Origin of the sequence: Sphingomonas sp. TDK1, from assembly GCF_001650735.1 — a bacterium.
Taxonomy (GTDB): domain Bacteria; phylum Pseudomonadota; class Alphaproteobacteria; order Sphingomonadales; family Sphingomonadaceae; genus Sphingomonas.
In genome coordinates, this window is the sequence record NZ_LXVY01000016.1 from 32,626 (window position 1) to 53,148 (window position 20,523).

The window sequence follows — 20,523 nt, forward strand, 5'->3', positions numbered from 1 at the left end:
GCTTCCGTTCATGCCGATGCGGCGAGCAGCGCGTCGAGCGGCGCGAGCCGCGCGTCCCAGCTATAGCGGGCGATCACCCGCGCCCGCGCGGCGGCGCCCAGCGCGGCGGCGATTTCCGGCTCGGCGAGCAAGCTCAGCACCGCATCGCCAAACGCCGCCGATCCATCCGCGACACGAAGCGTGCCGGCATGGTCGATTCCCTCTGCCGCCGCCGGCGAAGCCACGACGGCGCGCGCCATCGCCATGCCCTCCAGGACCTTGTTCTGGATACCCCGCGCAAGCCGGAGCGGCGCCACGACCAGCGCGGCGGCGGCGAGCCACGCCCGCACATCCGGCACTGCGCCGGTGACGAGAACGCCTTCCGCGCGGGTGAGCGCGTGCACCGCCAGGGTCGGCGCACGCCCGACGATCGCAAAGCGTGCGCCCGGGTGCGATTGCCGTATGCGAGGAAACACGGTTTCGGCGAACCAGGTCACGGCCTCGATATTGGGGCGATAGTCCATCTGGCCGGTGAAGACGAGCAGCGGCCCCTCGCCCCCCACCGGCTCGAACCGGAGCCCGGGATCGTAGAATGCGGTGTCGATGCCGTTCTCGATCGCGTGCACGCGCGGGGCGTGGGTCTGCTCGCAGAACAAGGCCGCTTCCACCGCGCTGACGAACAGGCTCGCATCCGCCCCGCAGGCGACGCGCTGTTCGTGGCGGAGGAGCAGCGCCGCCTCGCGACGGTGCACCCACCCCATCGGCCCCGCCGCACCCTCGGCATAGGCGGCGAACTTGGCCGAATCCATGTCGACGAAATCCATGATCACCCGCTGTTTCGGGCGCGGCGGCAGATATTGGGCCATCTGGCTGGAATAGAGGAAGATCGTGTCGATCGGATGCTCCGCCAGCAGCCGGTCTACCGCATGCCGCACCTTGGCATCGGCAAAGGCGACCAGCGATACCGGCCGACGCTGCAACACCGCGCGCAGCCCCGTCCAGGCAGTCGGCGGCGTGCGCCAGGCGATCTCGCGCGAAACGGTATAGGGCGCGAGGCCGCCCTTGCGCTGCAGATCCTCCGCATCGTCGGCAAAGGCGACGAGATGGACGCGGTGGTTGCGGGCAAGATGGCGCAGCAGGTGATAGGCGCGGATCTTGTCGCCGCGATCCGGCGGATAGGGAATGCGGTGGGCAAGGAACAGGATCTCGCCCATCAGCCCAGCCCGCGCGCAATCATCGGCCCGATGCGGTTCGCAGCCCAAAGCGGCAGACGCTTCCACGCAGCGATCTTCCGCTGATATTTCGGGTCGAGCGGATTGATGCTGCGCGGGGCCGCCCCCTCGGCGTGGCGCGAATAATAGACCAGCGGCTCGGGCGTGAACCCCCAGTTTTTCTTGAACGCCGCCGCGCCGGTCCCAAGCTTCGACCGACCGAAATCGAACCGCGAGCAGCCGCGCTCGCGGGCGTGCGCCATCAGCGCAAAGTACATGCGATCGTTGGCCCGAAGCGCCCGGGCAGCCGCGGTCCCGCCGCCCCAATAGGGGTAGACCGTGCCGCGCCAGTACAGGCTGAGCACGCTGGCGACGGGATCGCCCTGGTGGCGCACCGTGAGGATGTTCGCCTCGGCGCCGAAGGTCTCGAGCACGGCGGAGAACAACATCGACGGGAAGACGGGCGTGCCGAGATTGCGGACGCTCTCCGAATAGACCGCATAATGGGCACGCCGCGCACGCCGATCCACGCCCGTTTCCACCGTCAGATCGGCAGCCAATGCCTTGCGCAGCTCCGCGCGCTGCTTGCGGGGCACGACGAGCAGTTCCGCCTCGTCGTCCGCCGCCAGCCGCCGGACAAAGCCGACATAGGTGCCGTCGTCGCGGTGCCAGTCCTCACCGGGGCAAGGCCCGCCGCGCAGGTCCAGGCTGGGGCAACGCAGGCGCAGGGCGAGGTCCCAGCCCGCCTCTGCGAGCGGGGCGACGACATCGGGCCGTAGAGCGAGAATGCCGCCAGCCACGCCGAAGCCCGCCGAGACCAGGGCCCGGCCGAACAGGGGCGAAGCGATCGCGGTGAGCGGCAGTACACCCACAACGCTGCCATCCGCAGCTTCCGCCACCAGATAGTGACTTCGCTGGCGGCACCCTTTCGCCACCGCCATGCTCCACTCGGGCAGGTGGAACGGGGTCGCGCCCGGGTGCGCATCGACCCAGCCCGCGAGACGGCGGCGTTCGGCCGGATCGCGCAGATCGGCGCTGCGGATCTCGAGCGTCACGCCAGCCGCTCCGCCGCACGCGCCGCGACCGCGTCCATGCGGTCCCAATCATGGGCGGCGAGCAGGGTGCGCAGCTTCCCCGCCATCGCGCCGAGCCGCGCATAATGACGCAGGCGCGACCTGAGCGGCGCGGCGCGTACGCGCGGCTGGCCGGGGTCGATCTCCCAGGGATGGAAATAGAACATCGCCGCGTCTCCGCCGGCATTGGCGGCACGGATCGCCCGATCCGTCACCCCTTGCGGCAACAGGCGGAAGAAGCCGCCGCCGGCCGTCACCTCCCGCCCCAGCACGCGCGCGATGGTGATCGGCAGTTCGATCAGCCGCGCGTCGGCAAGCGGATGGAACGGTGCGCGCGGCGCGTCGGGCCAGCCGTAATGATCATGGGCGATCGGGGCGATGCTGGACGAATAGGTATAGCCGGCCTCCGCCAGCACCGCATGGGCCCAGGGCGTACGCCGGTCGATCGAGAAGCTCGGCGCACGATACCCCTTCACCGCGGCGCCCGCGGCGTCCTCCAGCGCGGCGCGCGCCCGGGCGAGGTCGGCCCGGAACTGGTCCGGCGTAAGGGTGAAGACACGGGCATGGTCCCAGCCATGGCTGGCGACTTCGTGCCCCGCCTCGGCGATGCGACGGACCAGCTTCGGATGCCGCTCCGCTACCCAGCCGAGCGTGAAGAAGGTGCCTTTCGCCCCCGCTTCGGCGAACAGCGCCAGCACGCGATCGGTATTCGCCTCCACCCGGCGCTCAAGGCCGTCCCAGTCGTCCCGCGCGATCGTGGTTTCGAACGCGCCGACCTGGAACCAGTCCTCCACATCCACCGACAGGCCGTTCTGCACCCGCATCGCTCAGGCCACGTTGCCGCGCAGGGCATCCAGATCGATGCCGCTACGGCCGTCGTCCTTCTCGACCCATTCGACCAGCAGCGAGAGTACACGGCGCAGCGCGTCCGATTGCGAGGTGACCTGCGCTTCCAGCTCCGCCACGCGGCGCTCCAGCGCCCGGGTTTCGGGAGAGCCGGCGGGTACCGTCCGCAGTTCCGCCACTCTGCTCGGACGGATCGGCACGGGGGCGACTGCAGGCTCCGGCGTTTCCTCGATCACGCTTTCCTGCTCGATGTCATCGATGACGGCGGCGATATCCGGCGCGCCGAAATTCTCGATCTGCTCGACCGCCCCATACAGGAGCACCCGGCTGGCAAGCTGGTTGAGCCGACGCGGAATACCGCCAGACCATCGGTGCATCGCCATCAGCGCGTCCGGCGTGAAGCGCGGCCGCCCCTGCCAGCCGACCAGGGTGAGCCGATGCATTAGATAGGATTCCACCTCCTCCACCTCCATCGGCGCCAGATGATGCATGGCGATCACCCGCTGGCGGAGTTGCTCGAAGGCGGGCTGCTGCAGTACGAGGCGGAATTCCGGCTGGCCGAGCAGGAAGATCTGCAGCAACGGATAGCCGCCGGCCTGGAAGTTGGAGAGCATGCGGAGCTCGTCCAGGCTTTCGCCCGGCAGCGCCTGGGCTTCGTCGACCACCAGCAGCGTGCGGCGTCCCGCTCGGGCGATATCGTGCAGCCCGCGTTCGATGGCGGAGAGCAGCGATGCCTTGGAGAGGTCGTCGCCCGGCAGCCCCAGCCCCTGCGCGACCAGCCGCAGGAGATCGTCCGCGCGCAGGTGGGTGGAGACGATCTTGATGACGTTCAGCCGCTCGCCGTCGAGCTCGCCGAGCAAATGGCCCATCAGCGTGGTCTTGCCCGCGCCTGGATCGCCGGTGATGACGACAAAGCCCTCACCCTGGCTCAGGCCATAGCCCAGATAGGCCATCGCCTTGCCGTGCGTGGCGGTATCGAACCAGAAGCGGGGATCGGGGGTCAGCTGGAAAGGCCGGCCGCGCAGTCCGTAATGATCGTCCATCATGATCGCAGTCTCCGGAGCGGCCCCGCTCCCTCCCTTCTAGAATCCATAGCGTGCGCCGATCAGCGCCTGTGCCGATGCCTGGTCCGGTCCGTCGCGCAGCGAGCCGTAGACTCCGGCCGTGGCGGTGAGGCTCAGCTGGCCGAGGCGGCGGGTATAGGCGGTGTTCGCTCCCCAGCCGAGCACCGCGATGCTGCCGGGGATATCGCCGTCATAATAGCTGGCGAGCAGGTCGACGCCGATCGTGCCGTCCCGCCCGGCCGCGAGTGCCGCGAAGGCTTGGGCGTAGAAACTTTCGTCCCAGCTACCGCCGCCGACATTGGCGGCCACGGGCGTCAGGAAGTCGCGCCGCGCGAAGCCGCCGCCCAGGCCGAAGCGGGTCGTGCCCCGGCTCCATACCGTATTGGCCGTCACGCCGCGACCGCGATACGCCGCCGTCGCCGCGGATGAGAAGGCGCCCGCGATGCATCCGCCCGCCGCCGCGCCGCTGGTGCCGTAGATGCAGGCACCTGCCTGGGCACCAAAGGGATCGCCGGTCGTGACGAAGCCCACCGGCAGCGCGGCGAGGCTGCCGCCCACCTGCTGGCCATAGGTCTCTACCGTGTCGTACACCGCCACCTGGATGCCGCTGCCGCTGTTGCGCTGATAGGTGAAACTGCCGGTGTAGCGCATCGCGCCGTACCGTCGCCCGATCCGGACCTCCAGCGCCGTGCGGCGGCTCGGCCGCCACGATACGCCGCCGTCCCAGAACAGCCCGCCGAAATCATAGGCCAGCCGGAGCGGCGATGCGGCGTCGGTGGCGAAACGTCCCGCCCCGTCCACCACCGGCCGGCCGCTGGCATCGAGCAGCGGATCGCGCTGCCGAACCGAGATTGTCTCATAACCGACGCCGCCGACCAGGGCGATGGTGCGGGTGACCGGCGCGATCGCGTCGCCCCGGCCCGAGCTGCTGGCGAACCGCTGGTCGAGCTGGCTCGCCCGTTCGCGCACCAGACCGCCGGACAGGCTGAGCCCGATCGGCAGCACGGCCCCCGGCTTGGTGCCGATGCTGGCGTTGACCGCGTGCGAGGTCGAATGGTCGAACCGGTCCACCCGCGGCAGCGCGGCAGGCACGCCGGATGCAGCGCCGTCATCCACCTTGGTAAAGCCGAAGCGATAGGCCCCCTGCACGAACAGCGGCCCCATGCCGGTGTCGAGCTTCGGCCCTGCATAGCCCGAATAAAGCTGGCTGAGGTTACGGGCAGTGGCGACGTTGCCGGTCAGTGCGTCGCCGCGCGCATCGGTGCGCGTGCGGGTCGCCACGGCGCCGGCCTCCAGCGTCAGACCCCGCGCCGCCGCGATCCGTGCCTGCGCCAGTCCGTTGTGGCTGTCACCCGATTGCAGGCTGCCCTTTTCGGTGACGCGATGCTGATACTGGTAGCTTAGCTGCACCTGCATGCGGCGGGTGCGGATGCTGCCGTCCACCCCGGCGCCCAGCTGGGAATAGGTCAGCGTCTCGCCGCCGTTCAGCTCGGCCGTCGCAACCTGGCTGACCTCCAGATAGGGGGTGATGCTGGCGCGACGCTGGGCCGCTGCGGGCACGATCGCAGCGGCGCACACGGCCAGCACGATCGCGCGACGAATCACCGACCGCCCTGCGCGTAATAGCTGCCGAAACGGCGGCCGGAGGGCTGGAACGACACCGCGTTGAGGACGAGCTGGATATGCTCGCAGCCATCTAGTGCCGCGACGGCGGCGCGCAGATCCACCTCGCTGGTCCGATCGGCGCGGACCACCATCATCGTCTGGCCGACATGGAGCGCCAGCACCGATGCGGGCGACGCGGCCAGCGCGGGGGGCGAATCAAAGATCACGATGCGACGCGGATTGGCCGCCGCCAGCCGATCCAGCATCGCCCGGGCGCCGTCGCTCGCCAGCAGCTCGGTATCGCTGACGCTGCGGGTACCGGCGGGCAGGATCGCGAGCTGCGGCACGTCGGTATCGACGATGCACGCCTCCACATCGACCAGTCCGGCCAGCGCGTCGAGCAGCCCCGGCCCCTCGGACATGCCGAGCCGCTTGGACACGTCCGGCTTGGCGAAATCGGCATCGACCAGCAGGATCTCGACGTCCTTCTCCGCCGACATCGAAAGGGCGAGATTGATCGCGCAGAAGGTCTTGCCCTCGTCCGGCTGTGCCGAGCAGACCAGGATCATCCGCGCGCGATCGGCATCGACCCCGGCGACGCCGCGGGCGGTGAGCAACAGCTGTCGCTTCACCATGCGGAACTCTTCGGCAAGCGGCGTGATCGGGCCGCCGGGAACCAGCATGCCGCCGGCTGCGAGGCGATGGCGGTCAATCGCCACCAGTTGCCGAGACGGGCTCTGGAGGTCCGGCAGCACGCGGTGGACCGGCGCTGCGGGTTCATCCGGCGCAAGGCCCGGCATCATCGCGACGGCGCGCTGGATCAACGAGCCATAGGCGCTGCGAGGGCTGTGTTCGTTCATCGTTTCAGGCCCCCATGCCGTGATGGAGCATGCCGACGAGCAGGACCGCCGCATAGGCAGCGCCGAGACCTGCCACGCCCCCGAGGAAGCGCTGCAACTGCCGGCGACGCCTCGCCATCTGCGCCTGCGTCACCACATCGCCGATCGAGCCGATCACCGGCATGCCGCTGGCCTTTTCGAGACGCGCCGCAGTGTCGAAGGTGGTGCGCAGCTTGGACAGCAGGAACGCCACCGCCACGCCTGCCCCCAGCCCCGCAACCAGCACCGCGCTCAGCAGCATCGGCCGGTTCGGCGTGCTGGGCGCCCGCGGCTGTGTCGGCGGATCGATGACGCTGAACTTCACCGCATCGGTCTGGCTTTCCGCCTGACTGCTGATGCGCAGCTGCTCCCGATCGGCGAGCAGCTTGGCATATTGATCCTTGAGCACTTGATAGTCCCGGTCGATCTGCCCCTGTTCGGACGCCGCCTGCGGGGACTGGGTCAGCTTTGCGCTCAGCGCGGCGAGATCGCCCTGGATCTGCGCGCGACGCTGGTTCAGCGCCGCGACCTGCGCGGCCTTGTCGGCCTGCATCGAGCGCAGGCTGAGATAGAGCGGATTGGCGAAGCTGCCGCCGCCGCCGCCACCCGTTGGCTCGCGCGCGGCAGCGGCCTGCGCGCCGGCGATCTGCCGCTTGAGCGCGACCACATCGGGATGCGCCTCGGTGAAGCCGCGCGCACGTGCATCGGCAAGCTGCGCCTGCAGGTCGGCCAGCCGGGCGCGCGCCGGCCCGGCACCGACGACGACGCCGCCGCCCTGCCCAGCCACGCTGGCGGGCGTCCCCGCCATCTGCGCGTTGACGGCGCTCAGGCCGCTCTGCGCCGCAGCGAGATCGCTTTCGATCTGCTGCAGCTGCTGTTGCGCCGCGCCGATCCGGTCATCCAGCGAACCCGTGCCGGGTAATGCGCCGAGGAAGCGGGACTGGAAATCGGCGCGCTTGGCTTCGGCGGCCTGGAGCGCCTGCTGCCGTTCGGCGAGCTGCTGGTCGAGGAATGCGAGCGACTGGCTGCTCTCGTCGCGGCTGTCGGCGAGCTTGTTGTCGCGGAACAGGGCGATCAGCTTCTCCACAACCTGCCGGCAGATTACCGGATCGGCGCCGGTCACCGCGATCTCGAACAGATTGTCCTGCTGGGCAGTGAACTTGATCGCTTTCTGCAGCCCGGCGATGCGGGCGCCGAGATCGGCCGGCTTGGTGATCGTCTTGGCGAGATCGGTGCCGCGCACCACCTTTTCCAGGTTCACCGCGCTGGTCAGCGTCTGTCGGATGCGGTCGATATCCTGCTGCTGACCGGCCGCTCCGGCGCCGCCGTCGCTCGGCAGCACCTGGCGCAGTTCCACCAGCACCCGCGCCTTGGACTCATAGGCATCGGGAATACGCGCGACGGCGATCCAGCCGACCACGCAGATCGCCCAAGCCACCGCCAGCGCCACCGTGCGGCGCATCCACACCGCATGCAGCGCGCTGCGAACCTCGTCGAACAGCCCTCCCATCAGAACATGCTCTGCGGGATGATGATGACATCACCCGGCTCCAGCCGGACATTGGCCGAGGTATCGCCGTTCTTCAGCAGATCGGACAGGCGCAGCTTGTATTCGCGCTGCTTGCCGGTCTGCGGATCGTAGCGCACCAGCCGCGCGCGATTGCCGGCGGCGAACTCGGAAAGCCCGCCCACGCCGATCATCGCGTCGAGGATCGACATGTTGGCACGATAGGGCAGCGAAGCCGGCTTCTCGGTGGCGCCGACCACCCGCACCTGCTGGCTGAACGTGCCCGAGAAATTCTCCACGATCACCGAGACGATCGGGTCCTTGATATATTCGCTGAGGGCGAGCTTGAGGTCGTCGGCCAGCATGGCGGGCGTCTTGCCCACCGCCGGCATGTCGTTGATCAGCGGCGTGGTGATGCGACCGTCGGGGCGCACCTGCACCTTGGAAGAGATCTCCGGGTTGCGCCACACGAAGATGCTGAGCTGGTCCAGGGGGCCGATGACATATTCGTCGCTGGGCGCCTCCTTGGTGCCGACGAAACCGGCGGCGGGGAGTTGCGGCCGCGCGCTCTGGCCGCCGCATGCTGCCAGCATGCCTGCCAGCGCCAGCGCTGCCGCCGCCTTGTACCCGAACGAAACCGCCATTGCCTTGCCTCCCAGCGGCAGCAAAGCGGCTGGTCGCGCGCTTCTGCCGGAGCGGCTGCTATGGCGCAGGACGCGTAAATTTAGCGTTAGGCGTCAGGCGCCTGCCAAAAGCTCCTGGACCGGCGGGTGGCCAAGGAACGCCTGCGGGCTGGCGCTGGCGCCGTATGCGCCGGATGCGAAGATGGCGATCAGGTCGCCCACCGCCGCCCGCGGGAGCGCAACGCGGTCCGCCAACCGATCGAGCGGGGTGCAGAGCGGACCGACGATATTGACCACCTCCTCCGCCGCATCGTGCATCCGGTGCGCCACCGCGATGGGATAGTTGCGGCGGACCACGGTGCCGAAATTGCCGGTCGCGGCGAGATGATGGTGCAGCCCGCCGTCGACGATCAGGAAGGTCTCGCCCTGGCTTTCCTTCCGGTCGACGATACGCGCCAGATAGATTCCCGCCTCGCCCACCAGCCAGCGGCCGAGTTCGATGGCGTAGTGGGTGTCCAGCCGGTCGAGCTCGCCCGCCAGCGCGGCGCCCACCTGCTCGACATCGAGCGGCACGTCACCGGGGAAATAGGGGATGCCGAAACCACCGCCCAGATTGACCAGCGGCGGCAACGCGCCGGCCTCCTCCGCCAGCCGCGCGGCGAGCCCGATGGTCGCAGCCTGGGTTTCGATCACGGCCTCTGCCGACAGCGCCTGCGATCCGGCATAGATGTGAAAGCCGCGCCAGTCCGCGCCTGCGGCGATCAGCCGCCGAACCAGCGCCGGCGCGCGTGCCGCGTCGACACCGAACGGCGAGGCGCGCCCGCCCATCTTCATGCCCGATCCGCGCAGCTCGAAATCGGGGTTCACCCGCACCGCGAGACGTGGCGTGGCGCCCAGCCGCGCGCCGATCGCCAGCGCGCGTTCCGCTTCCCCTTCCGACTCCAGGTTCAGCGTCACCCCGGCCTGGATCGCCGCCGTCAGCTCCGCGTCGCCCTTGCCCGGCCCGGCGAAGCTGATAGCGTCGGCCGGCATTGCCGCCAGCGCCTTGTCCATCTCCCCGGCGGAGGCGACATCGATGCCGTCCACCTGCGGCGCGATCGCGGCGATCAGCGGCGGGAAGGGATTGGCCTTGATGGCATAATGCAGCGCGACGCGCGCCGGCATCGCGGCGCGGAAACGGCCGATCCGCGCCTGCACCGCCGCGGCATCGTAGAGGTAAAGCGGCGTTCCCGCCTGTGCCCATTCGCCCGCGCTCCGGCCCGCGATGTGCAGCACCGGCGCTTCGGCATAGTCGGGAGGGACCGGACCGGTCGGCTTGGCGTTCATAGGATCTCCGTCTTCAGCCCGGATCGATCGAGCTTGCCATTGGCGTTGCGCGGCAGGCGCTCGCGCCAGACATAGCGGGCCGGCTGCTGGAAGCTCGGCAGCTCGCGCCGCAGCCGCGCACGCAGTTCTTCTTCGCGGCTACCGTCGCCGCGCGCCACGACCACGATCGCCTGGCCGAGCCGCGGATCGGGAATACCGAACGCGACGGCCTCGCCGGTCTCGCCCCCCGCCACCACCGCTTCCTCGATCTCGGTCGGGCTGATGCGGTTGCCGGATGATTTGATCATCTCGTCGTCGCGGCCGACGAAGCGCAACAGCCCCTCGGCATCCTCCGCCACGGTGTCGCCGGACCACACCGCCATGCCCTGATGGTCGGCGAAGCCGGGCGCCGGACGAAACCGCAACGCCGTGCGCTCCGGATCGCGCCAATAGCCCTTGGCGACCAGCGGGCCGGCATGGACGAGCTCGCCCTGCCGGGCGCGCTTGCCCTCGGCGTCGACGATCAGCACTTCGGCAAACGGAATTGCCCGTCCGATCGAATCCGGGTGCGCGTCGACCAGCGCCGGATCGAGATAGGTGGAGCGAAAGGCCTCGGTAAGGCCGTACATCGGGTAGAGCGCCGCTTGGGGAAAACGGCTGCGCAGGCCCTGCACCAGCGGCCGGGTGAGCGCGCCGCCCGAATTGGTGAGGCGCCTGAGCATCGTCGCGGTATCGGCAGGCCATGTCGCTTCGAGCAGTTGCACCCACAGCGGCGGGACGCCCGCCAGCGTCGTGATGCCGAACCGATCCACCGCCTTCACGACATCGCGCGCGGTGAGATAGTCCAGCGGTACCACGCGCGCGCCTGCCGCCCAGCTGGAGAAGAGCTGGTTCTGGCCATAGTCGAAGCTCAGCGGCAGCACGCCGAGCACCCGGTCCGTCGACGTGAGCCGCAGATAATGGGCAACGCTGATCGCCCCCAGCCAGAGATTGGCGTGGCTGAGCATCACCCCCTTGGGACGGCCCGTGGAGCCGGAGGTGTAGAGAATGGCGGCCAGCGCCTCAGGGTCGCCGCTCGCCGGCGGGAGCGCATCGGCGCCGGTCAGCGCTTCCTCCGTGAGCACCCGACAGTCGGCGGGCACGTCACCCGGTTCAAGCGCCGCCAGCCGCGCCTCCTGCGTTACCAACAGCCGCGCGCCGCTGTCCGCGAGGATATGCGCCACCTGGGCGCGCTTGAGCGCTGGGTTGATCGGCACATGCACCAGCCCCGCGCGCGGACCGGCAAGCGGCATCAGACATGCCGCGCGGGTCTTGGGCAGCCAGCTCGCCACCCGTTCGCCGGCGGCAAGTCCCTGCGCAGCCAGTGCGTGCGCCATGCGACCTACCGTCGCTTCCAGCTCGGCATAGGTGAGCGTGCCGCCCTTGTCTTCCAAAGCAACGGCGTTCGTCGCGCCACGCAGCGGCAGCGCGTCTATAAGATGCGGGGCAGGATCCAGCGCGATCATGCCTCCACCCATAGTCTTGGCAGCGCCGCCGCCAAGCCTTACGGAAGCGCAAATTTCTTGCAGGGGACCCTCATTGCGGCCTGAAGCCATGATCGACATCGAAACCACCGTGCGCGGCGTGTTGCGCGACGTGCTGGGACTGGGCGATGATCGCGTCGCCGCGTTCGATGAGAACACCCCGCTGTTCGGCGCGCTGCCCGAACTCGATTCGCTGGCGGTCGCCGGCGTGCTGACGGAAATCGAGGATCGGCTGGGCATCCTGATCGAGGATGACGAGGTGGACGGCGAGATGCTGGAAAGCTTCGGCGCGCTCACGCGATTCGCCGCGCAGAAGGTATTGGGGTGATCGAACCCTATGACTGGGCGGGTGGCCGGGAAGCGATGTTGCGCTTCGGCCCCGGCAGCGGCCCGGTCGTCATTGCAGCGCTTCCCCTGTTCGAGGAGGCGAACCGCATGCGCGCGTTCGCCGTCTCCATCCTCCGCACCCTGGCGGACCGGCACGGCATCGCCGGGGTGCTGCCCGAACTCCCCGGCACGGGCGAGAGCCTGATCCCCAGCGAGCGTATCGCCATCTCCGATCTTCGCGCCGGCTTCGCGGCAGCGGCCCGCACCGCCGGCGGTCGTGCCTATTCGATGAGCATGCGGAGCGGCGCCCTGCTCGACGGCAGCGTCGCGATCCGCAAGCGCTGGCACTTCACCCCCCAGCCGGGGGACGCCCTTCTCCGCGCGCTGCGGCGAATCCATCGCAGCGGCGACGCGCCCGGCTATGACGGCCATCGCCTGCCCGACACCTTTCTCGAAGAACTGCCGGAATGCCATGTCGAGCCGGCCCGCACGATCCGTCTGGAGGGCGACTCCCGTCCCGCCGATCGGCTCGTGCCCGGCCGCGCCTTGTGGCGTGCACCGGCGGCGGAAAGCGATGACACGCTCGTCGCGCTCCTCGCCGACGATCTCGCCGCCTGGGTGCACGCGTGCGAAACCTGATCGGCTTCCCGTGCCTGGGAGACATGCTGATCGGCACGCTGGACAGCGCGTCGGGCAGCACGGGGCTGCTTATCGTCTCGAACGGCAACGAGGTTCGCAGCGGCCCGCATCGCAGCATGTCGCAGCTGGCGCATCGCATTGCGGCGGCGGGCTACCCGGTGTTCCGCTTCGACCGCCGCGGGGTGGGCGACTCGGCCGGCGCCAATCAGGGCTTTCTGGAAAGCGCACCGGACATCGCTGCCGCCACGAGCAGTTTCCGGCGCGAGGCGCAGCTGCGCCGTGTGGTCGCGTTCGGCAATGGCGACGGTGCCGCCGCGCTCGCCCTGTTCCACGGCCAGGCGCGAATCGACGCGCTGCTGCTCGCCAATCCCGTGACCCTCGGGCCCCCGCCCCCGCCGGGACAGGACCAGGAAGCGGGGGATGCAGCGCCGCGCGGCTGGATGCGGCAGATGATCCGGCGATCCGGCCGCAAGCAGGACGCACCCGCCAGCATCACGGCCGAACTCACCGCAGCGTTTCTGGGCGCTGAAGTGCCGATTACCGTGCTGCTCGCAACGCGCGACAGGATCGCCGCCGATTTCGCCGAATTCCTGCACAAGCCGGCCTTCGCCGCCGCCGCCACCCGGATTCGCCGCAAGCAGTTCGACACCGCCAGCCATGTCTTCGCCGGCACGGCCGACAAGGCATGGCTCTACGAGCGCGTGATCGAGGCGCTCGCCGAGCAGCGAACGCCCTGATCCTTCCTTACTCGGCCGCCTGCGCCACCGTCTCGAAATCGGCCGCCGCGAGGAAGCGCTCGGCGTCGAGCGCAGCCATGCAGCCGGTACCGGCGGCCGTGATCGCCTGGCGGTAATGCTTGTCCATCACGTCGCCGCAGGCGAACACGCCGGGCACGCTGGTGTTGGTCGTGCCCTTCTCGACCTGGATATAGCCGTCGTCGTCGAGCGCGATATGGCCGCGGAACAGCTCGGTCGCCGGGTGGTGACCGATCGCGACGAAGCCGCCATCGACCTCCAGCGTCGAAAGTTCGCCGGTCACCGTGTCCTTCAACTCGATGCCGACCAGACCCTCGGGCTGGCCACCGCCGACGAAGCGGGCGACTTCCTTGTTCCACAGCACGTTGATCCGCTCGTTGGCGAACAGGCGCTGCTGGAGGATCTTCTCGGCGCGCAGCGAATCGCGGCGATGGATCAGCGTCACGTCATGGCTGTGGTTGGTGAGGTACAGCGCTTCCTCGACCGCGGTGTTGCCGCCGCCGATCACCGCAACCTTCTTGCCGCGGAAGAAGAATCCGTCACAGGTCGCGCAGGCGCTGACGCCCTTGCCCTTGAGCAGCTCTTCCGAATCGAGGCCGAGCCAGCGGGCCTGGGCGCCGGTAGCGATCACCAGCGTATCGCCGGTGTAAACCGTGCCGCCATCGCCCACCATGCGGAAGGGCCGCTGGGTCACATCGACCTCGACGATCGTGTCCCACATCATCTGCGCGCCGACATGCTTGGCCTGGGCCTGCATTTCCTGCATCAGCCAGGGGCCCTGGATCACCTCGCGGAAGCCGGGATAATTCTCGACATCGGTGGTGGTCATCAGCTGACCACCGGGCTGGATGCCCTGGACGACGATGGGGGCAAGCCCCGCACGCGCGCCATAGATGGCGGCCGAGAGGCCTGCGGGGCCCGAGCCCAGGATCAACATGCGGGTAGAATGGGTGGCGGTCATGCTCTGCTTTCCGACGAATCTTCGATGCCGCTTCTAGAGACAGGGCATCGTCGGAAGCAACATGGCGTCGCGGGCGATATCTGCAACGCCGTGCCGGAACGGAAAAGCTGTTACGACACCAAGGCGAAATTGTCGGCGATCATCGAAGCACCCAGACGGCGACGCTCGCCCAGAACAGCACGCTGCCCATCGTCATGATCAACAGGCTACGCGAGGCGGCGGGATCGACCCCTTGGCCCTCAACCTGCTCCGGCGGCAATTCATGCAATGCACGCATGTTGCGTGTCTCCTTTCAGCATCCCTCTTCCTGCTGTCGCTTATAGACGATCCGGAAATCCGTACCGTTCCGGTATTATGCCTAAGCGAGAGCCGTCATCGGAGGATAGAGGTCGATGTTGGGAATGGGCACGGCCACGTCCTGCTCCCGGACGAAGCCCGTTACCGAATCGCTGCCTGCTTCCCCGCTCAGCACCACCGTGGTGGGTGCGATCGCGCGCCCCTCGACGAGCGAATAGAAGAGGAGCAGTCGCGTACGCGTCGCCCGCCCGCCATTGTCGAGTATGAGCGCCAGACGGCCGGACGCGAGCCGCACCACCAGGCCCGGCGGATACAGGCTGATGCTGCGCATGAACTGGAAGAGCAGCTCACGATCGAAATGACCGTCCCAGCTCCACATGGCGCCAAGCGCCCGCGCGGGCCGCCAGGCCTCCTTGTAGGAGCGATTGGACGTCAGCGCATCGTAGACGTCGCAGATTGCCCCCATGCGGGCCGGAAGGCTGATGGCGTCCCCCTCCAGTCCGTGCGGGTAGCCGGTTCCGTCCCATCGCTCATGATGGTGCAGACAGACTTCCATCGCCAGGTTGGGCAGGCTCGCATCCGCCCGCAGCAATGCCACGCCCGCTTCCGGATGGGTGCGCACCAGTTCCAGCTCTTCGGCGGAAAGGCGCCCGGGCTTGTCCAGCACGACATGCGGAATCGCCATCTTGCCGACATCGTGCAGCAAGCCGGCAAGACCGAGCGTACGAACGGCCTCGTCGTCCATCTTGAGGTGCCGTGCCAGGTTCACCATCAGCGTACAGACGGCGACGGAGTGCAGATAGGTATATTGATGCTTGCTCTTCAGTTGGAGCACGCGAAGCAGGGCCGAGGCATTGCGGTCGAGCTGCCCGGAAATATCGTCGACCAGCGCCGCGACCTTTTCATGCGCCACGGCACGTCCCAGCCGGACATCGTCGAACGTGTCCCGAACCGTGTCGAGTGCGCCCGCGACCAGGGCCGCGGCCCTTGCCTGTTCGGCGGGAAAGCTGGCAGCGGCCTGCTTCGCCTCCCGGTTCGCCGTATGCGCAAGCATAGTCTCGTCTTGCGCGGCCGCACCGGCGCCCGACTCTTCGCTGGCCGTCGCCTCGCATATGAGTTCCTGCGACCTTCCAAGGTCGACAATCACGCCGCCGCGAAATGCCCGCAGCTTCTGCAGATCGTCTGGATCGGTGAGAAGGAAGCGGGTTCGCCAGAAAGGATGCTCCCACCAGGAGCCCTCGAAACCGTGGATGAACATCCCGAGCCGGACATCGGCCGCGACCAGCGTCTTCAGCGTCGCCATGACGTCGTGCCCCGACCTTCCGATCCAGATGCTCGAAAGAAGTGCCCCGCACGTGACACGTCGTCGAATCTCCTCCCAACTTGCTTCACCGAGGCTATGACCGCGGGGCTAATCGAGAATGTCCGAATATCGTTAGTGGGGTACTAACGGGCCGCTTCAGCGCTTGGGGATGGTAGCGGAGGAGGGACTTGAACCCCCGACACGCGGATTATGATTCCGCTGCTCTAACCAACTGAGCTACTCCGCCCCGAAGCGAGAGCGGGCCATCTATGTCGGTGCGGGCCATCCGTCAAGCGAACATGTGACGAGAATGCATTTCCCATGGACCGCCGCGATACCACCAGCTCGCAAGCCCCGATATTTCAACGGTTTTAGGGGTAAAATCCGCCTCCAGCGCACGTAGCAGCGCCTTGGCTAGGACCGGCCGGACCTTGTTCTGCACCGTCACGTGCGGGCGCCAGCGCCCCGCATCCTGCGGCGTAAGCAGTCCGGCGAACGCTTCCAGCAGGCCGGCGCGAATCGCCGTAAGCTCGGGCGCCTCGATACGATACGCAACGCCCTGCCCCAACGACATCAGCCCGCTTACGCGCGCTCGCGGCGCACGCACGCCGCGCGTCTCCTGCGACAGCCGGTGCTTCAATTCCTCCGCGACCGATGGCGGCAGATGGTGGAACAGCGTCAGATGCGCATCGAGCTGGTTGCGCTCGGGCGGGAAATGCGCGCGGCGCAGCGAATCGAACCACGCCTGATCCGCCTTCCCGAACAGCGCCGTCACGATCAACGGGGCAGGCAGCGGGGCCGTCGCCCCGCTCAAATCTCCACCTGGCTGCCCAGTTCGACGACGCGGTTGGTCGGAAGACGGAAGAACTCCATCGCGCTTTCGGCGTTGCGCAGCATCCAGGCGAACAGCTTCTCGCGCCAGATCATCATCCCCGGCCGCGACGAGGGCAGCAATGTCTGACGGGCCAGGAAGAAGCTCGTCTCCATCATCTTGAACTCGGCGCCGCAGGCATCGACCGACTTCAGCGCCGCCGGCACGTCCGCCTCCTGCATGAAGCCGTAATAGAGGATCATGCGGTGGAAGCCCTTGCCGAGATCCTCCACCACCATGCGCTTTTCCTCGGGCACATAGGGCACGTCGCTGATCTTCACGGTCAGCAGGATCACCCGGTCGTGCAGCACCTTGTTGTGCTTGAGGTTGTGGAGCAGCGCGTGCGGAACACCGTCGGGCGTCGAGGTCATGAACACTGCGGTGCCGCGGACGCGCGTTGCCGCGTTGGCCGCCGACTCGATGAAGATCTGGATCGGCATCGCGCTCTCGCGCAGCCGCGCGATCATCAGCTTGCGGCCCTTGGCCCAGGTGGTGAGCAGCGTGAAGATGACGAAGCCCGCCATCAGTGGGAACCACCCGCCATCGGGCACCTTGGTGAGGTTGGCCGCGAAATACGCGAAGTCGACCGCGAAGAAGAGTGCCAGCAGCGGAATCGCGTAGCGCTTCTTCCAGTGCCACAGGTTGAACAGCACCACGGCGAGCAGACAATTGTCGATCAGCATCGCGCCGGTGACGGCGATACCATAGGCTGCGGTCAGGTTCGACGAGGTCTGGAAGCTGAGCACCAGCAGGATCACCATGATCATCAGCGCCCAGTTGATGATCGGGATGTAGATCTGCCCGGCGGTCGCCGCGCTGGTATGGTCGATGCGCAGGCGCGGCACGAAGCCCAGCTGAATCGCCTGCTGGGTGACCGAGAAGGCGCCGGAGATCACCGCCTGCGATGCGATGATGGCCGCGGCGGTGGCGACGAAGACCAGCGGCAGGCGCAACGCCTCGGGCGCCAGCAGGTAGAAGGGGCTGCGCAGCGCCTCCGCGTCGCGGATCAGCAGCGCGCCCTGCCCCATATAATTCATCATCAGCGCCGGCAGCACGAACCACAGCCAGGAAATGCGGATCGGATTGCGCCCGAAATGCCCCATATCGGCGTAGAGCGCTTCGGCGCCCGTCACTGCGAGCACCACCGAACCGAGCGCGAGGAAGGCCCGCAGCGGATCCAGCATGAAGAAATGGACGGCGTGATGGGGCGAGAACGCCTGCAGCACGGAGGGCGTCTGCACCATGCTGATCACGCCCAGCGTCGCGATGACGAGGAAATAGAAGATCATCACCGGGCCGAAGAACGCGCCGACGCGCGCGGTCCCGGTCCGCTGGATCGAGAACAGCATCACCAGGATGACGACCGCGATCGGCACCACCAGCCGGTGGAATCCGGGCGCGGCAACCGCAAGCCCCTCCACCGCCGACAGCACCGACACCGCCGGGGTGATCATCGAATCGCCATAGAAGAGCGCGGTGGCGAATACGCCGAGCAGCACGATCCCCTGGGTCCAGCGGCGCTGGCCGCCCCGGCCGGAGATGAGCGCGAGCAGCGCCAGGCTGCCGCCCTCGCCCTTGTTGTCCGCGCGCATGATGATCGTGACGTATTTGAGCGTCACCACCACCATCATCGACCAGAACATCAGGCTGATCGCACCCAGCACATGCGGGGTATCGAGCGGCAGTTCGTGATGCTCGTTCGCGAAGGTCTCGCGGAAGGCGTATAGCGGGCTGGTACCGATGTCGCCGAACACGATGCCGATGGCACCGAGGGCGAGTTTCCACGTCGGGTCCTGGCCGTGGTGGCCATGCCCGCCATGCGGTTCCGAATCGGGGAGGAGCGCGGCAGCGTCTCCGGTCGCTTCGGCGGTCACCGGTGCGACAGACGCTGAGAGTAGCGAACCGACCTGGCCATAGAGACCTGTGTTCTCATCATCATCAGGATGCGGGCCGTTAGCATGTGCAACATGCCCTATCAACAAGCGTGTCCAGGGCGGCTAGACGCGCCAGCGCCTCGCCCGTTCCAATTGCGGTGAAGATAGTCATCGCGCGTTGCCGAACAAGGCGTCGCCTTCGCCCCGCGTCGGCACCTCGCGCAGCACGAAACTGCTGTTGATCGTCACCACCCCCGGCAGGCGCCCGAGATGTTCGCGGTGGATTCGCTCGTAATCGTCGAGGTCGCGGCACAGGATCTTGAGCCGATAGTCCTGGCCGCCGGAAACCAGCGCGCACTCCACCACGCCGTCGATGCGGCCGACAGCGGCCTCGAAATGCGCCAGGTCCTCTTCCACCTGCGTGCCGAGCGTGATGTCGACCAGCGCGGTGACCCGGAAGCCCAGCGTGCGATGGCCCAGCCGCGCGCCATAGCCCCGGATCAGGCCGTTCGCCTCCAGTCCCTGGATGCGCCGCGTACAGGCCGATTGCGACAGGCCCACCACCGCGGCGATCTGGCTCACCGGCGCGCGCGCGTCGACGGCAAGCAGCTTGAGAATTGCTGTGTCGATTCGATCCATGCCGCATGAAATGCGCGTGCTTGCGCGAAGTTCGCAAGATGCATGCAAGGACATAGCCGAGCAGCATTGCGCTTTGCAGGGATTTGCGCAGGGCACCTACGATAAGGTGCCGCGTTCGAACTAGGAGAGTTCCCATGCGCATCGGCGTTCCCAAGGAAATCAAGAATCACGAATATCGCGTCGGCCTCACCCCCGCCTCGGTGGCGGAGCTGGTGCATGCCGGCCATCAGGTGCTGGTCGAGACCAAGGCCGGCATGGGCATCGATTTCGACGATGCCGCCTATACCGCCGTCGGCGCCGAGATCGCGCCCGATGCGAAGACCGTGTTCGCCCAGTCGGACATGATCGTGAAGGTGAAGGAACCGCAGGCGCAGGAAATCGCGCTGCTGGAGCCGCGCCACCTGCTGTTCACCTATCTCCACCTCGCCGCCGACAAGCCGCAGGCGGAGGGCCTGATGCAGTCGGGCGCGACCTGCATCGCCTATGAAACGGTGACGTCGAACTCGGGCGCCCTCCCCCTGCTCAAGCCGATGAGCGAAGTCGCCGGCCGCATGTCGGTCCAGGTCGCCTCGCACTATCTCGAGAAGGAACAGGGCGGCCGCGGCGAACTGCTCGGCGGCGTGCCCGGCGTGGCGCCGTGCAAGGTGGCGATCCTCGGCGGCGGCGTCTCGGGCATCAACGCCGCGCAGATGGCGACGGGCCAGCGCGCCGACGTGACGATCTACGACATCAACAACGAGCGCCTCGCCGAACTCGACATGCATTTCGGCAGCCAGATCAAGACCGCCTATGCCAGCAAGGCCGCGATCGCCGAGGCGGTGCGCACCTCGCAGGTGGTGATCGGCGCGGTGCTGGTGCCGGGCGCGGCGGCGCCGAAGCTCGTCACCCGCGACATGCTGAAGACGATGATGCGCGGCTCGGTGCTGGTCGACATCGCGATCGACCAGGGCGGTTGCTTCGAGACCAGCCGTGCGACCACGCATGACGATCCGGTGTTCGAGATCGACGGCGTGATCCACTATTGCGTTGCCAACATGCCCGGCGCGGTCGCCCGCACCTCGGCCTTCGCGCTCAACAACGCGACCTTGCCCTTCGTGCTCAAGCTGGCCAACCAGGGTGCGGAAGCCGCGATGAAGGCCGACCGCCATCTCGCCAACGGCCTCAACGTCTCGGCCGGCAAGATCCGTCACCAGGCGGTGGCCGAGGCGCTCGACCTGCCCTTCGAAGCCTGGGCAGGCTGATC

Annotated in this window: 20 protein-coding genes and 1 tRNA gene; 4 read left to right on the forward strand and 17 right to left on the reverse strand. The window is 68.0% G+C overall.

The genetic code is table 11. The features are described from left to right. Window positions 1-8: 8 nt before the first annotated feature. The 10 genes from A7X12_RS10205 to A7X12_RS10250 all read right to left on the reverse strand — a co-directional run bounded on the left by A7X12_RS10205 (window position 9) and on the right by A7X12_RS10250 (window position 11,596). Entirely contained in the window at window positions 9-1,193 is a 1,185-nt protein-coding gene (locus tag A7X12_RS10205) for a TIGR03087 family PEP-CTERM/XrtA system glycosyltransferase (RefSeq protein WP_064311527.1), read from the reverse strand. After that, window positions 1,193-2,245 (reverse strand): FemAB family XrtA/PEP-CTERM system-associated protein, encoded by a 1,053-nt coding sequence (locus A7X12_RS10210; protein ID WP_064311528.1) that lies wholly within the window; start codon window positions 2,243-2,245, stop codon window positions 1,193-1,195. The genes A7X12_RS10205 and A7X12_RS10210 overlap by 1 nt, the downstream gene beginning before the upstream one ends. Further along, window positions 2,242-3,087, reverse strand: a complete 846-nt coding sequence (locus tag A7X12_RS10215; protein WP_064311529.1) for an XrtA system polysaccharide deacetylase — start codon at window positions 3,085-3,087, stop codon at window positions 2,242-2,244. The genes A7X12_RS10210 and A7X12_RS10215 overlap by 4 nt, the downstream gene beginning before the upstream one ends. A 3-nt stretch (window positions 3,088-3,090) precedes the next feature. Then, a complete protein-coding gene (locus tag A7X12_RS10220) occupies window positions 3,091-4,155 on the reverse strand; it encodes an AAA family ATPase (protein ID WP_064311530.1) in 1,065 nt (354 codons plus the stop codon). A gap of 36 nt (window positions 4,156-4,191) precedes the next feature. Beyond that, entirely contained in the window at window positions 4,192-5,778 is a 1,587-nt protein-coding gene (locus tag A7X12_RS10225; protein ID WP_064311531.1) for a hypothetical protein, read from the reverse strand. Beyond that, window positions 5,775-6,638 (reverse strand): AAA family ATPase, encoded by an 864-nt coding sequence (locus tag A7X12_RS10230; RefSeq protein ID WP_064311532.1) that lies wholly within the window; start codon window positions 6,636-6,638, stop codon window positions 5,775-5,777. Before A7X12_RS10230 ends, A7X12_RS10225 begins: the two co-directional genes overlap by 4 nt. A gap of 4 nt (window positions 6,639-6,642) precedes the next feature. Continuing rightward, on the reverse strand, window positions 6,643-8,166 hold the full coding sequence (locus tag A7X12_RS10235) for an XrtA system polysaccharide chain length determinant (RefSeq protein WP_064311533.1): 1,524 nt from the start codon (window positions 8,164-8,166) through the stop codon (window positions 6,643-6,645). Then, window positions 8,166-8,756, reverse strand: coding sequence for an XrtA/PEP-CTERM system exopolysaccharide export protein (locus tag A7X12_RS10240; protein ID WP_232318455.1), 591 nt, complete (start codon window positions 8,754-8,756; stop codon window positions 8,166-8,168). The genes A7X12_RS10235 and A7X12_RS10240 overlap by 1 nt, the downstream gene beginning before the upstream one ends. 144 nt (window positions 8,757-8,900) lie before the next feature. Beyond that, window positions 8,901-10,112 (reverse strand): pyridoxal-dependent decarboxylase, exosortase A system-associated, encoded by a 1,212-nt coding sequence (locus A7X12_RS10245; RefSeq protein ID WP_064311535.1) that lies wholly within the window; start codon window positions 10,110-10,112, stop codon window positions 8,901-8,903. After that, a complete protein-coding gene (locus A7X12_RS10250) occupies window positions 10,109-11,596 on the reverse strand; it encodes an acyl-CoA ligase (AMP-forming), exosortase A system-associated (RefSeq protein WP_198161988.1) in 1,488 nt (495 codons plus the stop codon). The genes A7X12_RS10245 and A7X12_RS10250 overlap by 4 nt, the downstream gene beginning before the upstream one ends. An 88-nt stretch (window positions 11,597-11,684) precedes the next feature. On the opposite strand from A7X12_RS10250, the gene A7X12_RS10255 reads away from it, so the two are divergent. Genes A7X12_RS10255 through A7X12_RS10265 form a run of 3 tightly spaced genes read left to right on the forward strand, consistent with a single transcriptional unit; the run spans window position 11,685 to window position 13,317 of the window. Then, the gene (locus tag A7X12_RS10255; protein ID WP_064311536.1) at window positions 11,685-11,942 is read left to right on the forward strand and encodes an acyl carrier protein; all 258 of its coding nucleotides are present in this window, start codon (window positions 11,685-11,687) and stop codon (window positions 11,940-11,942) included. Next, complete coding sequence (locus tag A7X12_RS10260) at window positions 11,939-12,580, forward strand: hypothetical protein (protein WP_064311537.1); 642 nt, start codon at window positions 11,939-11,941, stop codon at window positions 12,578-12,580. The genes A7X12_RS10255 and A7X12_RS10260 overlap by 4 nt, the downstream gene beginning before the upstream one ends. Further along, window positions 12,568-13,317: an alpha/beta fold hydrolase gene (locus A7X12_RS10265; protein ID WP_064311538.1), complete on the forward strand. Its 750-nt coding sequence runs from the start codon at window positions 12,568-12,570 to the stop codon at window positions 13,315-13,317. The genes A7X12_RS10260 and A7X12_RS10265 overlap by 13 nt, the downstream gene beginning before the upstream one ends. A 7-nt stretch (window positions 13,318-13,324) precedes the next feature. Here the strand turns inward: A7X12_RS10265 and trxB are convergent, their stop codons facing one another. From trxB to A7X12_RS10295, 7 genes are all read right to left on the reverse strand, one after another. Beyond that, window positions 13,325-14,296: a thioredoxin-disulfide reductase gene (gene trxB / locus A7X12_RS10270; RefSeq protein WP_064311539.1), complete on the reverse strand. Its 972-nt coding sequence runs from the start codon at window positions 14,294-14,296 to the stop codon at window positions 13,325-13,327. Window positions 14,297-14,435: 139 nt separating this feature from the next. Continuing rightward, entirely contained in the window at window positions 14,436-14,573 is a 138-nt protein-coding gene (locus tag A7X12_RS25500) for a hypothetical protein (protein ID WP_157105562.1), read from the reverse strand. 81 nt (window positions 14,574-14,654) lie between these two features. After that, complete coding sequence (locus A7X12_RS10275) at window positions 14,655-15,896, reverse strand: HD-GYP domain-containing protein (protein WP_084445316.1); 1,242 nt, start codon at window positions 15,894-15,896, stop codon at window positions 14,655-14,657. A 170-nt stretch (window positions 15,897-16,066) separates the two neighbouring features. Next, window positions 16,067-16,143 (reverse strand) — tRNA-Met (locus tag A7X12_RS10280). A gap of 42 nt (window positions 16,144-16,185) precedes the next feature. Continuing rightward, window positions 16,186-16,710: a 2'-5' RNA ligase family protein gene (locus A7X12_RS10285; protein ID WP_064311540.1), complete on the reverse strand. Its 525-nt coding sequence runs from the start codon at window positions 16,708-16,710 to the stop codon at window positions 16,186-16,188. Then, a complete protein-coding gene (locus A7X12_RS10290; RefSeq protein WP_064311541.1) occupies window positions 16,707-18,641 on the reverse strand; it encodes a potassium transporter Kup in 1,935 nt (644 codons plus the stop codon). Before A7X12_RS10290 ends, A7X12_RS10285 begins: the two co-directional genes overlap by 4 nt. A 168-nt stretch (window positions 18,642-18,809) precedes the next feature. Further along, on the reverse strand, window positions 18,810-19,280 hold the full coding sequence (locus A7X12_RS10295; RefSeq protein ID WP_064311542.1) for an Lrp/AsnC family transcriptional regulator: 471 nt from the start codon (window positions 19,278-19,280) through the stop codon (window positions 18,810-18,812). Window positions 19,281-19,414: 134 nt separating this feature from the next. Between A7X12_RS10295 and ald the strand changes: the two genes are divergently transcribed. Further along, window positions 19,415-20,521, forward strand: coding sequence for an alanine dehydrogenase (ald, locus tag A7X12_RS10300; protein ID WP_064311543.1), 1,107 nt, complete (start codon window positions 19,415-19,417; stop codon window positions 20,519-20,521). Window positions 20,522-20,523: the final 2 nt, after the last annotated feature.